This window comes from Reyranella sp. (assembly GCF_965279465.1).
GTDB lineage: Bacteria > Pseudomonadota > Alphaproteobacteria > Reyranellales > Reyranellaceae > Reyranella.
Genome location: NZ_OZ257242.1, coordinates 1,781,152 through 1,793,388 on the forward strand (window position 1 = coordinate 1,781,152; position 12,237 = coordinate 1,793,388).

The window sequence follows — 12,237 nt, forward strand, 5'->3', positions numbered from 1 at the left end:
GTCAGTCGGACTGCTTCAACAGCTCCGCGAGCTTTTCCTCGGTCAGCCCATTGGCGGCAGCTTCCGCGGCAAGCTTGTCCATCGCCTTGAGCAGGCCGTCGACCCGCCATTGGCGGAATAGCGCATATTCGCGGGATGACACGATCGTGACCACATCCTTGCCGTCGTCACGCAGCACCACGCCCTCGCGCTTCGCTGCTTCCAGCATGCGGTCGAACGAGGCCTTTGCTTCCCTGACGGTCATGGAGCGCATAATGGCCAGCATATAGAAAAGTGCCGCCTAACGCACCGCCCGCTCATAGGTGCCTTCGATGGTGTCTTCGGAGAGCTTTACGAAGCCGTGGCGGAGGTAGAAGCGGTCGGCCTTGCTGCCGTTCAGGACCTCGAGGCGCATCGGCAGGCCGAGCGCATCGGCTTCGGCCAGCAGGACCTTCAGGATCGCGGTGCCGAGGCCTGTATTGTGATGCCGGCGGTCGAGATAGAACGAGTCGAGCCTGATCTCGCCGGCACCGACGCGAAAGCCGACACAGCCGATCGTCGCATCGCCGGCCAGGATCAGGCGCAGGCCCGGCTCATGGAAGTGCTCGCGAAAGACGCGCCGGGCGCGCTCGGGATCGTAGCGGAAGACGCGCTCGAGATGCTCGCGCATCACGTCGATGCGCAGCGCCAGCAGCGGCTCGAAATCGGCCTCGCTCGCGGCGCCGAAACGCCAGGCGCTCGTCATCCGCTCGTGTCGCTATTCGATGCGTCCGAACAGGCGCGCCAGGCGGAAGGCATGCGGCCAGGCGGCGACGTCGAGCCAGCCGACCGACGGGTCGCTCGAGAACAGCAGCCGGTCGGCGCGGGCGACCAGGTTCTCTTCCGGCACGAAGCCGACTCCGCCCTCGGCGGACGAGATGCGGCTGTCCAGCGAATTGTCGCGGTTGTCGCCCATCATGAAGTAGTGCCGCTCCGGCACGACGAACACCGGCGTGTCGTCGTACCGGTCGGTGTCGGAGATCTCGACGACCTCGTGCTCGCGCCCGCCGGGTAGAGTCTCGACGTAGCGCGCGTCGCCATCGAAGGTGCCGGCCGGCCGTCGCGGCACCATCTCATCGTTGATGTAGAGCCGTCCTTCCCGCATCTGGATGCGGTCGCCGGGCAGGCCGATCAGGCGCTTGACGTAGGTTGTCGCGGGATCGCGCGGCAGGCGGAAGACGACGACGTCGCCACGCTTCGGGGCATGGCCGAACAGCCGGCCGGAGAAATCCGGCATCAGGCCGATCGGCGAGGAATACTTGCCCCAGCCGTAGGCGAACTTGCTGGCGATCAGCTCGTCGCCGACCAGCAACGTCGGCACCATCGACGGCGACGGTACGTGATAGGGCTCGGCGACCACGGTGCGCACGGCCAGCACCAGGCCGAGCGCGATGGCGATCGACGGCAGCTGGCGCGCCCAGCCGATCGCGCGCTGTCGAAGGGAGGACGGATCGTCGGTCATGGCGGAAAAATCTCCTCGGCCGTCAGGCTTGCGCTGCGATCCTGGCCACGCGCGGCTTGGCCACGGCCATCCAGTCCTTGGTGTCGAGCTCCATCGAGCGGTCCAGCCGGCCGGCGTTGAAGAACAAGGTCTCGTTCGCCAGCAGGCCCTCCTCGACCACGATGGTTAGATCGGGATTGAGGGAAAATGGTGGCACCGCGCCCATGACGCAGCCGGTCAGCGCCTGCGCCGTGTCGGGCGAGGCGAAGCCGCATTTGCGCGCCTCGAACAGGGCGGCGACGGCGTTGAAGTCGAGCTTGCGGCTGCCGGGCAGGACGGCGAGCACATGGCGGCGGCCGCCGCCACCCCCGCGCACGTCGAGCACCATAGCCTTGGCCGCCTGGTCGGGCCGGTTGCCGCGGATGACGCTGATCTTCTCCGAGCGACCCTCGGCCTCGTGCTCGATCACCCTGAAGTTCGCCTTGGCCTCGGTCAGCAGCGCGACGATCCGCTCGAAGACGTCAGAGGCCACGGACGACCTTTTCTGACAGGAGTTTCAGCGCCTCGTCGAGCGGCGGCACCTTGCCGTCAGCCGGCGCGACGTGGGCGTCGACCGTGCGACGATGGCTCCTCTCGATCGCCTCGGTCATCAGCGGCTCGACGCCGGTCTCGCGCAAGGTGCGTGCAACCAGGCCCATCTCCTCCCAGCGGCGATGCGCATGCACGATATGGGTCTGCGTCAGCATGGCGAGCGAGCCAGCGAAAGTCCCGGCATCGATGTCGCCCAGGCAGCCCATCACCTCTTTCAGGATGCCCTGCCGCTCGGCGGTGACGAACGACTCGACCGCCAGTGCCTCGATGCCCTTCACGATCACCGAGCGCAGCATCTTCACCGACGAAGCGTTGCCGGGCTTGGTCCCCAATACCTTGGTGTTGAAGCCGTTGGCATTCATCCAGGCGACGACCGGCTCGACGTCCTCGCCGGCGACCAGCATCGGCGCCTTGATGCCGCTCTTGAAGAAGCCGCCCATGACGGCAATGTCGATGTAGCGGCCGCCCGCGGCCTCGATCGGCGCACGGTCCTCGTCCGACATCTTGCCGGTGACGGTGCAGAGATCGAGATAATGCGCGCCTTTCTTGAGCAACGGCGCAGCCGAGGTCGCAGCCTCGAGCGCATGATCGCCCTGCACCGCGCAGATGACGAGATCGGCTTCGCTGAGTGCCTCCGTATAGCGATCGGCAATGGCGACATCGAGCCGGTGCGCCTCCTTGCCCAGCGCCGCGCCGCGCGCGTCCTTGTCGAGTGCGGGGTCGATGGCGATCAGGCGTCGTGGGGCGTTGTCCCCGGGCTGGGACGGGCCGCGCCAGCCGCCTTCGGCTGCAAGGCCGCGCGCGATGGCCGAACCTGCTTCGCCGAAGCCGAGCAGGGCGATGACTTTGGGGTCGATGTTCATCGGAAGAGCGTATCAGGAAGCGGGCGCTTCGCCGTCCTCTGAGTTGCGCGCGGCTTGCGTGTCGCGCGAATGGGCAATGCGCAGCTTGGGCCGCACCACGGCGAGCTCGGGCTGGGCCGTGCGCTCGGTGATGGCGGCATAGAGTTGCTTGCCCGATTCGATGACGCTCACGCCGGCGAAGCGGCCGAGCCAGCGATGACCGAAGCGCTCGACCGCCGGCGCCATGCGCATTGCCAGCCGCGAGCGGGTCGGCGGCATGAACAGCGCGCGGGTCTGGCGCATCGGCGCAAACATGTTGGCGCGCAGAAGGGCGGCGACCTGCCCGGGCGAGTAAGGATGGCCCTGGTAGAAAGGCGAGCGGTCGAGCTGGGACCACAGGCCGGCACGAGTCGGCGCGATGGTGATCAGCTTGCCGCCGTCGGCCATGACCCGCCAGATCTCGCGCAGGAACGGCCGCACCTGCTCGGTGCATTCGATGGCGTGGATCAGCAGGACCCGATCGACCGAGCGGTCGGGCAGCGGCAGGTCGAGCTCGTCGACCAGGGCGGTATGGTTGCGGCCCTCGCGCGGCCAGCGGGTCACGCCCTGTGGGGCGGGCATGAAGGACAGGGTCCGCTCGGCCTCTTCCATGAAGGGCCGCAGGAACGGTCCGGCATAGCCTAGCCCCAGCACGGTCTCGCCGCGCACGCTCGGCCATACCTCGCGCAGCCGAGCCCGCAGCAGGCGGACCGTGGTCTGGCCCAGGCTGCTGGCGTAGAACTCGTTGAGGTCGAGGACGTCTGTCCACATATTGCCAGTCTAGCACCCTGCAAAGGCACCCACCAATGAGCACCAGCCTCGAAATCGTCCGTATTCCGGTCCTGAGCGACAACTACGTCTGGCTGATGCGCGAGCCACAGAGCGGCTCCGTGGGTGTGGTCGACCCGGCCGTTGCCGGCCCGGTCCTGGCCGAGGCCGACAAGCGCGGCTGGAAGATCACGCACATCCTCAACACACATCATCATGGGGATCACGTCGGCGGTAACCGCGAGATCAAGGAGGCGACGGGTTGCACCATCGTCGGACTGGGCCGCGACAAGGCGCGGATTCCAGGCATCGACGTGACGGTCGACGACGGCGACCGCTACCGCTTCGGCGAGGCCGAGGCGGAGGTGATCTTCGTGCCGGGCCATACGATCGGGCATTGCGCCTATGCGTTCAAGGAACAGCGGGCGCTGTTCTGCGGCGACACGCTGTTCGCGCTGGGCTGCGGCAAGATGTTCGAGGGCACGCCCCAACAGTTCTGGAGGTCGCTGGAGCGGCTGCGTGCACTCCCCGACGAGATGCGAGTCTATTGCGCGCACGAATACACGCAATCGAACGCGCGCTTTGCGGTGACGATCGAGACCGACAACCAGCAGCTCATGGCGCGCTCGGCGTCGGTCAATGCCGCCCGCGCCCGCGGCGAGGCCACGGTCCCCAGCCTGCTCGGCGAGGAGAAGCAGACCAACCCGTTCCTGCGCGCGGACCAGCCGTCGGTCCAGAACGCCGTCGGCATGCCCGGTGGCGACCCGATCCAGGTGTTTGCCGAAGTGCGTCACCGGAAGGACGTGTTCCGGTAGTTGGCGTTGCCATTAGTGGTCGCGGCGACATCATCGAACGCGAGGGTCGGTGTCGCGGCCGGGATGGCATTGGGTCCTCATGCGAATCATCAAGCCACTCTTACGCCGTCGAGGGCGGCCATCTCGTCGGTCGACGGGGGTTGCCAGATCGACTCGATGAAATCGAACATCGGACGGGTGACGGTCACGCGGTAGGTCTCGCCCCGGGCGTCGTTGCGGTTGCTTACCCGGCGCCAGCGCTCCTCGGCGGAGACGTCGATGAAGTGCAGGCGCACGGCAAGGCCGACTCCCTGTGCCCGTTGGGCGATGCGCTGGCGATGGTCTCCACGCTGGAAGCCCAGGTCCAGGACCGACGAGACTCCGCGTCGGCCAACCTCCACCGCTGTCTCGACGATCAGCGGTTCGCAGCGGCCAAGGCGCTCGGCGATCCACGGCCAGTCGCGCTTCGGCGACTGGTCCGGCCCGAACAGCCGCACCATCCAGTCATCGATCGAGAAGTGCAGCGCGCCGAGTTCCTGTACCAGCCGGAGCGCATGGGTGGTCTTCCCCGCGCCGGTCGAGCCGCACACCAGATGGAAGGTCGCGGGCGCGGTCATGCGAGGTCTCCCGGCAGGCCGGCGGTCAGGCGGCCGAGCAACTCCGCCAGTGTCGCGATCTCCTGCCGGCTCCAGCGGTCCTTGAACAGGTCGCCGGCCATGCGTTCCAGCGTGGCGCGCGCGTTGGCGACGAGCTTCTGGCCGGCCGGCGTCAGCACGACATAGGCGAGCCGCGCGTCGCGCGCATCGGCTTGACGGCCAACCATGCCAAGCTTCTCCATCGGCGCGGTCATGCGCGTCACCGTCGAGGCGCTGACATGCAGGCGCTTGGCCAGGTCGATGCGGCTCAGCCGCGCCTTCGGCGCGCGCTCGAGATGCATCAGGAGCAAGAGTTCCTTCAGCGCGAGACCGTGGACGGAGCCGAGCAAGGGACCGAACTGCTCCTCGATGCGCGCGTGGGCGCGCAGCAGAGCCAGCACTGAGGCGAGAGAAGGATTGGACATGCCACAAATGTAAGCCAGTATATTTCCGTATGCAAGCATTAAGGAAGTAATAATGCAGCGAATAGGATCGCCACGTCCGTCTAGAACGGGCAGAGGACTCATCGGGTTCATTCGCCGGGCGGACGCTCCAGACGAGAGCCGCGCGTGTCCGCAGCCTGTTCCTCAGTGAGAGACGGTGCACTGGCTTTGCAGCCGCCGGGGGGCGACCATCGGTCAGCAAAGGGCGGGCAAGATGACAAACAGCAATGAACGTGATGTCTCGAAGGACGCGAAGGTCCTCGGGGGCATTTTTCAAGCAAAGCGCGATCCAGCGGCGCCGACGCCGTTCGGTCGCATCTTCAAGCCGGATGAGGAGTGGCTTGCCAAGAGTTCCCCGGAGCCCGTGCTGGAGCCCGAGCTGCCAATCGTGGACACGCATCATCATCTTTGGGACCTGCCGGGCTACCGTTATCTTCTTCCGGATCTGCTCGCCGACGTACGCTGCGGACACAACGTGGTCGCCACGGTCTTCAACGAATGTCATGCCATGTATCGGTCGAGTGGCCCCGTCGAGATGCGTTCGGTGGGAGAGGTCGAGTTCTGCGCCGGCGTCGCGGCGATGAGCGAAAGCGGCATTTATGGATCGACCCGGATCTGCGCCGGCATCGTGGGTTTCGCCGATCTGACACTGGGCGATCGCGTCGCCGACGTGCTGGACGCGCAGATCGCCGTGGGAGGCGGGCGCTTCCGAGGCGTTCGACATGCCGCTGGCTGGCATGCAGACCCGGTGATCGGCAACAGCCATACCAATCCAGGCCCCGGCCTGTATCTAGGGCCCGATTTTCGCGCCGGCATGGCCCAGCTCGTGAAGCGCGGGCTTTCTCTGGATGCGTGGCTCTACCATACCCAGCTCGGTGACGCCGTCGACCTCGCGCGCGTCTTCCCGGCGGCAAACATCGTCATGTGTCACATGGGTGGGCCGCTCGGTTATGGCCCGTACGCCGGAAAGACAGACGAGGTCTTTGCGTCGTGGAAGGCCGGCATGAAGGAGCTGGCCAGCTGTCCAAACGTATCGGTCAAGGTGGCCGGCGTGATGATGCGCCATGCGGCCTACGATTACCTGAAGGAGCCCGTGCCCGCGTCGACCGCCATGCTCGCCCGGCTATGGGCGCCCTATGTATCGACCTGCATCGAGCTGTTCGGGCCGGATCGCTGCATGGCCGAGAGCAACTTCCCCGTCGACAAGATGGGCGTCAGCTACGGCGGCATGTGGAATGCGCTGAAGCGCATCACTGCGGGTTGCTCAGCCAGCGAGAAGAACGATTTTTTCAGCGGCACCGCGAACCGGGTGTATCGCCTGGGCCTTTCGTTGCCCGGATGACGGCCGGCTATTGCGTTGACAAAGCGAAGTACCGATCTGGCAACTGCTGAATGGTTCGGGAAGTGTTGCGGATATGCCGTCGCATCGCCCGCTCGGCCTGCATGCCCTTCTTGGCGACGATTGCGTCCACGACACGTGCGTAGTCCTCGATCAGCTGCTTGCGAGCCTCGATTCCGGCGGTGGTTCTGAACTGCGCGCGCACCAGGTGGACCTGGACCATCGCCAACAGACGCACGAGCTCGCGGTTGCCCGCGATCTGGGCCAGTAACAGATAGAACCTGCCGCGCTGCCGGCCAAACTCGAAGCTGTCTCTTGCGGCCAGGGTCTCCAGGGCGGTCATGAGATGGCGCAGCATCTTCTTCTCGTCGCCCCGGAAGATGCGCTCGGCCGCGAGCCGCGCCGCCAATCCCGTCAGCGTCTCGACAACCTGGAGGATGTCGCGGACGTCGTCCCGCGACAGCGATCGAATGCTTGCCCCCTTGTGAAGGCTCACCGCAATCAGTCCCTCCGCCTCCAGGCGCTTGAAGGCTTCGCGTACGGTGCTGCGACCCACCCCGAAACGCTGTGTCAGGTCGGCCTCGACGAGCTTTTGGCCCGCCACGTACTGTCCCTCATAAAGTCCCCGAACGATCTGGGTCACGATCTGATCGGCCGTGCTGACCTTGGCCGCGGCGTCGAATGCGGCGCGGTCGCCCGGCAAGGTGGCCGTGCCGGCCTTCAGGGCTCGGCGAAAACCCTGCCCTCCAATCGCCGCGCGAGACGTCAAACCCTTGTTGAGCCTTGCCACTCGAATCCTTCACCGGATGCGCCGTCCTTCGGTGTTCACCGTAGAAGGTTCTCATGATCATTCCTAGGCCGGCAACTCCCCTGTACGGTCCGGCGATTTGCGGCGAGCAACGCCCGTCGTCCTTGCGCCGGCTGCTGCATTGTCGGAGGATATTGTCCGACAATCTGGTGAATGCCAGCAATAGCCAAGGGGAGTTAAACGCCATGACGCTCAAATCCATCCTGTCTTCGGCTGTCACGACCGTTGCAGTGTTGTTCGGTACGACGGCCGGCGCACAGCAGTGGCCGCAGCAACCCGTGAAGATCATCGTGCCCTATTCTCCCGGTGGGGCGGTCGACATCATGGGCCGGGTCTTGGCGGACAGGCTTGGCGCCCGGTGGAAGCAGGCGGTGGTGGTCGACAACAAGACCGGGGGGTCGGAGATCGTCGCGGCCACTTTCGTCAAGGATTCGCCGCCCGACGGCAACACGATCTTCCTCGCGACCGAGGTCGGCCTGGAGACCAACCCTTACCTCTTTTCCAAGCTGCCCTATGATCCCGACAAGGACTTCCTGCCGATCACGCGGGTCGTCGAAGGCGCGCTGGTCTACGTCGTCAGGGCCGACAGCCCGTACAAGACGATGAAGGATCTGTTGGCGCAAGCGAAGGCCAAGCCCAACACCGTATCGTACGGATCGAGCGGCCCCGGCGGGGCGATCCACCTGGCTACGGCGTGGCTGGGTACCGTCGCCGGCGACATTCAGTTTCTTCACGTGCCCTACAAGGGATCGGCTCCGACGATGACGGACCTGCTTGCGGGGCAGATTGAATTCACGGCCGCGCCGCTCTCCGTGGTCGCGCCGTTCCTGGAGTCCAAGAAGATGCGGGCCCTCGCGGTCAGCGGTCCGGGCAGGCTGGCGCCACTTCCTGACGTTCCCTCCTTTCCCGAGCTCGGCTACGAGAAGGCGATCAGCCAGTTCATGCTGGGTCTCGTAGGGCCGGCCAGGATGCCGCCGAATGTCGCGACGTTCATCGCATCGGAAGTTGCCATCGTCGTGGCCGACAAGGCTTTTCAGGAGAAGAACGTCGATCCGTTCGGTTTCAAGGTTGCCACGGAGACACCGGAATCGTTCAGGGCGTTCCTCCAGAAGGACAGGGAAGTCCAGCGTCTGCGCGTCAAGGCGGCTGACGTGAAGCTCGACTGAATCGCGCTTCCGCGCGGCCATTCGCCTGATCTCGATGAGCGCTACTTCCGTGCCAGGCAGAATGTCACGCCGGCCGCCATCATCACCCCCAGCGCGGCGAACAGCCAGCTCTGCGGGATGTTGAGGAACAGCCACGGCGCGGTCAGCGGGCCGACGGCGGCGCCGAAATCGCGCCAGGTCGAATAGCTCGCCTGCGAGCTGAGGTAGCCGCCGGTGACGCGCTGCATCACCATGACCGGGATCAGCGTGTTGAACAGGCCGCGGCTCAGCACGATCACGATACTGCCTACGACATCGATGTGGCAGGCGATCAGAAGGTAGCCTGCCACCAGCACCGTGCCGGTCACGGTGGCGACCAGGCGCGCGCCGAAGCGGTCGCCCATCCAGCCGCCGACCGGGCCGCCGCTCGCCTCCATCACGCAGCGCAGCGACAGCACGAGCGCGGTCGCCATGATCGGCGCCACGGAGGTCACCGAGTCCTTGAGCAGGAAGGCGAGCGTCAGCAGGAACACGCCGTCGCCGGAGAAACCCAGCAGGAAGCCCCAGATCTCCAGCCGGTGCGGCATGGGCAGGCGAAAGCCGCGCCTGTCCGAGGGTTCACTGTGCAGCGGCGGCAGCCTCAGGGCGGCGATCACGGCCAGCAGGGTGAGGGCGCCCAGGACGAGGAACACGTGGCGCGGACCGATCTGGAGCACCAGCAGCCCGCCGCCAATAAAGCAGCTCGCCTGGATGACCCCGATCAAGCCGCGGCTCGCGCCGACCCGCTTGCCGGCGTTGGCGCGGTCGGCCACCGCATAGGCGAGCGAGCCGAGATTGAGCGCGGCGAAGGAGATGCCCCACAGGATACGGGCGGCGATCTGCAGCGCCTCGCCGCCGTCCAGCCCGTAGCAGGTGGTCGAGATCACCGAGCCGAGGGCGGCCAGGACCATCATCCGGCGCGCGCCGACATGTTCGCCGATCCCGGCGACCAGTGAGTTGGCGAGCAGCCGGGTCCAGCGGTTGAGCGACAGCAGCACGCCAACCATGGCGAGGCTCATGCCGAGCTCGACATGGTAGAGCGGCAGCACGGCATAGATCAGCGTGTCGCCGAGCAGGCCGAGCCCGATGACGGCACCTGATAGAGCGACGGCGCGGCCGCCGATGAGGGGGACTCCTCGCCCGTTATCGGGGGAGGTGGCGCGGTAATCCGCGACGGAGGGGGTGTGACGCACCATCTTCGTTTGTCCGCCCCCTCCGTCGGCGATTACGCCGACACTTCCCCCGCAAGCGGGTGAGGGAAGGTGAAGGGGGCGATCAAATCATCTGCCCTACCCGGCGCGCAGCACCAGCGCTTCGCGCAGCGCCGCCGCGCAGATCGCCGCACCGCGGCGGGCACCATGCAGCAGCATGGGCGAGCTCAGGAACCCGTGCAGCATGCCGCCGAACTCGACGAGGTCGGCGAGCGTGCCTTCCTTCTGCAGGCGCCAGGCATAGGCGCGGCCCTCATCGCGCAGCGGGTCGTAGCCGGCCGTGATCACCAGCGCCGGCGGCAGGCCGGCCAGCGACTTGGCGCGCAGCGGCGAGACCCGCCAGTCGTCGCGCGTTGCCTTGTCCGGTGTGTAGTGGTCGAAGAACCATTCCATGGTCGGCGCATTGAGCCCGAAGCCGTCGTTGTAGAGGCGGTAGGACTCCGCCCGCGCCACCGCGTCGGTCACCGGATAGGCGAGCACCTGCAGCCTGAGCCTGGGGCCATCGTTGTCGCGTGCCCAGATCGAGGCGGCGGCGGCGAGGTTGCCGCCGGCGCTGTCGCCGCCGATCGCCAGCCGGCTCGAATCGATGCCGATCTGCCGGCCGTTGTCTCCCACCCATTTCAGCGCCGCGACGACGTCGTCGAACGCGCCGGGGAACGGCGCCTCGGGCGCGAGTCGATAGTCAATGGCGAAAACCACGATGCCGGCCTCGATCGCGAGCTGCGCGCACAGCACGTCATGGCTGTCGAGATTGCCGAACACCCAGCCTCCGCCATGGGCGAAGACCAGGGCCGGCAGTTCCGCGTCGCCCAGCGCCGAGATCGGACGGTAGATCCGCACCTTGACCGGGCCGGACGGACTCGGGATGCCGCGGTCGATGACGGTGACGCCGTCGGGCCGCGGCCCCTGCGCCCCGGCGCGGGTCGAGAGATACTGCTCGCGCGCCGCTTCGGGCGTAAGCGTGATCCACGCCGGCCGGTTAGCCGCCGCCATGAGGTCCAGGAGTCGCTGGGATTCGGGATCGAGAGCCATGGTGATAGTCTAACAGCCCCTGCCCCTGTTTCGTCACGCACTGAATGCTAAGGTGCGGAATGACCTTCGAAGCAGATCCCGCCGTCCCGCCGCCAACCCGGCCGCCCTGGTGGCGCCGGATCTGGACCGGCATGCGGAGCTGGCGCCCCGGCCCCCGGACGGAGGCCGCCGGAAGCGGCCTGCGGCAGGCCTGGCGCTGGGGCTGGCGCCTGCTGCTGGTGCTGCTGATCCTCTACTATCCGATCGGCGCGCTGGTGGTGCACAGCATCGACGACGATCCCCAGTTTCAGGCGCGCGGCGTCGCGCCCGGCGAAAGTGTGGCAGTCGCCACAGCCGCCGAGCTCGTCACCCGAGAGGTAGACGTCAACACCTGGACGCCGATGATGCCGTTCTTCACGCCGGCCGGCATCCTCGACAACATGCCGAACTTCCAGCGCGGCATCATGGCGGCGCTCGGCCGCTTCTCGACCGAGCTGATGGATCAGCTCGGCCGCACCCGCGGCTCGAGCCAGACCGACCGCGACCTCGAGCAGGCGCGCGGCTTCCTGAACGAGCAGCCGAACGTCTGGATCTGGCAGCCCACTGTGTCGATCTGGCCGTCCGCCACCTCGGCGCAGAAGTACCGCGCCGGCCGCGACAAGCTGCTGGCCTACAACAAGCGGCTGGCCTCGGGACAGGCGGTATTCGAGCGTCGCGCAGACAACCTTCAGGCGCTGATCGACCGTATCGCCAACGACCACGGCTCGGATTCGGCGGCGATCGACCAGCACATCATCGAGCAGGCCGGCAACCTGTTCGACCGGCAATGCGACGACATCTTCTATTTCAACAAGGGCCGGCTTTACGCAAACTTCCTGCTGCTGCGCGCGTTGGGCGAGGACTTCGAGTCGATCATCCGCGACAAGGGCCTGACCAACGCGTGGAACGGCACCGTCGAGACCTTCCGTATCGCCTCGCAGCTCGATCCCTGGGTCGTGTGGAACGGCTGGCCCGATGCGTTCCTCATCCCCAACCATCTCGCCGCGCAGGGCTTCTACCTGCTGCGGGCGCGCACCCAGCTGCGCGAGATCAGCTCCATCCTGCTCAAATAGG

Annotated in this window: 15 protein-coding genes; 4 read left to right on the plus strand and 11 right to left on the minus strand. The window is 66.6% G+C overall.

The genetic code is table 11. The features are described from left to right. Window position 1: 1 nt before the first annotated feature. Genes ACQY8M_RS08705 through ACQY8M_RS08730 form a run of 6 tightly spaced genes read right to left on the minus strand, consistent with a single transcriptional unit; the run spans window position 2 to window position 3,702 of the window. On the minus strand, window positions 2–244 hold the full coding sequence (locus ACQY8M_RS08705; protein WP_428670886.1) for a hypothetical protein: 243 nt from the start codon (window positions 242–244) through the stop codon (window positions 2–4). A 36-nt stretch (window positions 245–280) separates the two neighbouring features. After that, window positions 281–724 (minus strand): GNAT family N-acetyltransferase, encoded by a 444-nt coding sequence (locus ACQY8M_RS08710; RefSeq protein ID WP_428670888.1) that lies wholly within the window; start codon window positions 722–724, stop codon window positions 281–283. 12 nt (window positions 725–736) lie between these two features. After that, on the minus strand, window positions 737–1,480 hold the full coding sequence (gene lepB, locus ACQY8M_RS08715; protein ID WP_428670890.1) for a signal peptidase I: 744 nt from the start codon (window positions 1,478–1,480) through the stop codon (window positions 737–739). 22 nt (window positions 1,481–1,502) lie between these two features. Continuing rightward, entirely contained in the window at window positions 1,503–1,991 is a 489-nt protein-coding gene (locus ACQY8M_RS08720; RefSeq protein ID WP_428670892.1) for a YbaK/EbsC family protein, read from the minus strand. Then, a complete protein-coding gene (locus ACQY8M_RS08725) occupies window positions 1,981–2,913 on the minus strand; it encodes a DUF1932 domain-containing protein (protein WP_428670894.1) in 933 nt (310 codons plus the stop codon). Before ACQY8M_RS08725 ends, ACQY8M_RS08720 begins: the two co-directional genes overlap by 11 nt. A 12-nt stretch (window positions 2,914–2,925) precedes the next feature. Continuing rightward, window positions 2,926–3,702: a class I SAM-dependent methyltransferase gene (locus tag ACQY8M_RS08730; protein WP_428670896.1), complete on the minus strand. Its 777-nt coding sequence runs from the start codon at window positions 3,700–3,702 to the stop codon at window positions 2,926–2,928. A 35-nt stretch (window positions 3,703–3,737) separates the two neighbouring features. Here ACQY8M_RS08730 and gloB point away from each other — a divergent pair, with 35 nt between their 5' ends. Continuing rightward, the gene (gene gloB, locus ACQY8M_RS08735; RefSeq protein ID WP_428670898.1) at window positions 3,738–4,514 is read left to right on the plus strand and encodes a hydroxyacylglutathione hydrolase; all 777 of its coding nucleotides are present in this window, start codon (window positions 3,738–3,740) and stop codon (window positions 4,512–4,514) included. Window positions 4,515–4,603: 89 nt separating this feature from the next. On the opposite strand, the gene ACQY8M_RS08740 is transcribed toward gloB, so the two are convergent. Further along, entirely contained in the window at window positions 4,604–5,110 is a 507-nt protein-coding gene (locus ACQY8M_RS08740) for an AAA family ATPase (protein WP_428670900.1), read from the minus strand. Then, window positions 5,107–5,553 carry a MarR family winged helix-turn-helix transcriptional regulator gene (locus ACQY8M_RS08745; RefSeq protein ID WP_428670902.1) on the minus strand — a complete coding sequence of 149 codons (447 nt, stop codon included), beginning with the start codon at window positions 5,551–5,553 and terminating at the stop codon, window positions 5,107–5,109. Before ACQY8M_RS08745 ends, ACQY8M_RS08740 begins: the two co-directional genes overlap by 4 nt. Before the next feature lie 175 nt (window positions 5,554–5,728). On the opposite strand from ACQY8M_RS08745, the gene ACQY8M_RS08750 reads away from it, so the two are divergent. Next, window positions 5,729–6,913, plus strand: coding sequence for an amidohydrolase family protein (locus tag ACQY8M_RS08750; protein WP_428670904.1), 1,185 nt, complete (start codon window positions 5,729–5,731; stop codon window positions 6,911–6,913). Between the two features lie 7 nt (window positions 6,914–6,920). Here ACQY8M_RS08750 and ACQY8M_RS08755 read toward each other — a convergent pair whose 3' ends face one another. Beyond that, window positions 6,921–7,700 carry a GntR family transcriptional regulator gene (locus tag ACQY8M_RS08755; RefSeq protein ID WP_428670906.1) on the minus strand — a complete coding sequence of 260 codons (780 nt, stop codon included), beginning with the start codon at window positions 7,698–7,700 and terminating at the stop codon, window positions 6,921–6,923. Between the two features lie 122 nt (window positions 7,701–7,822). On the opposite strand from ACQY8M_RS08755, the gene ACQY8M_RS08760 reads away from it, so the two are divergent. After that, window positions 7,823–8,884 (plus strand): Bug family tripartite tricarboxylate transporter substrate binding protein, encoded by a 1,062-nt coding sequence (locus ACQY8M_RS08760; protein ID WP_428670908.1) that lies wholly within the window; start codon window positions 7,823–7,825, stop codon window positions 8,882–8,884. Between the two features lie 41 nt (window positions 8,885–8,925). On the opposite strand, the gene ACQY8M_RS08765 is transcribed toward ACQY8M_RS08760, so the two are convergent. Next, window positions 8,926–10,098, minus strand: coding sequence for an MFS transporter (locus tag ACQY8M_RS08765; protein ID WP_428670910.1), 1,173 nt, complete (start codon window positions 10,096–10,098; stop codon window positions 8,926–8,928). Between the two features lie 93 nt (window positions 10,099–10,191). After that, the gene (locus tag ACQY8M_RS08770) at window positions 10,192–11,145 is read right to left on the minus strand and encodes an alpha/beta hydrolase (protein WP_428670912.1); all 954 of its coding nucleotides are present in this window, start codon (window positions 11,143–11,145) and stop codon (window positions 10,192–10,194) included. 59 nt (window positions 11,146–11,204) lie between these two features. On the opposite strand from ACQY8M_RS08770, the gene ACQY8M_RS08775 reads away from it, so the two are divergent. Beyond that, complete coding sequence (locus ACQY8M_RS08775; protein ID WP_428670914.1) at window positions 11,205–12,236, plus strand: DUF2333 family protein; 1,032 nt, start codon at window positions 11,205–11,207, stop codon at window positions 12,234–12,236. Window position 12,237 lies beyond the last annotated feature (1 nt).

Coding starts and splice junctions, on each gene's coding strand:
- ACQY8M_RS08725 (WP_428670894.1), bottom strand. CDS start 2,913: ATGAACATCGACCCCAAAGTCATCGCCCTGCTCGGCTTCGGCGAAGCA.
- ACQY8M_RS08730 (WP_428670896.1), bottom strand. CDS start 3,702: ATGTGGACAGACGTCCTCGACCTCAACGAGTTCTACGCCAGCAGCCTG.
- ACQY8M_RS08710 (WP_428670888.1), bottom strand. CDS start 724: ATGACGAGCGCCTGGCGTTTCGGCGCCGCGAGCGAGGCCGATTTCGAG.
- ACQY8M_RS08740 (WP_428670900.1), bottom strand. CDS start 5,110: ATGACCGCGCCCGCGACCTTCCATCTGGTGTGCGGCTCGACCGGCGCG.
- ACQY8M_RS08745 (WP_428670902.1), bottom strand. CDS start 5,553: ATGTCCAATCCTTCTCTCGCCTCAGTGCTGGCTCTGCTGCGCGCCCAC.
- gloB (WP_428670898.1), top strand. CDS start 3,738: ATGAGCACCAGCCTCGAAATCGTCCGTATTCCGGTCCTGAGCGACAAC.
- lepB (WP_428670890.1), bottom strand. CDS start 1,480: ATGACCGACGATCCGTCCTCCCTTCGACAGCGCGCGATCGGCTGGGCG.
- ACQY8M_RS08770 (WP_428670912.1), bottom strand. CDS start 11,145: ATGGCTCTCGATCCCGAATCCCAGCGACTCCTGGACCTCATGGCGGCG.
- ACQY8M_RS08765 (WP_428670910.1), bottom strand. CDS start 10,098: ATGGTGCGTCACACCCCCTCCGTCGCGGATTACCGCGCCACCTCCCCC.
- ACQY8M_RS08705 (WP_428670886.1), bottom strand. CDS start 244: ATGACCGTCAGGGAAGCAAAGGCCTCGTTCGACCGCATGCTGGAAGCA.
- ACQY8M_RS08775 (WP_428670914.1), top strand. CDS start 11,205: ATGACCTTCGAAGCAGATCCCGCCGTCCCGCCGCCAACCCGGCCGCCC.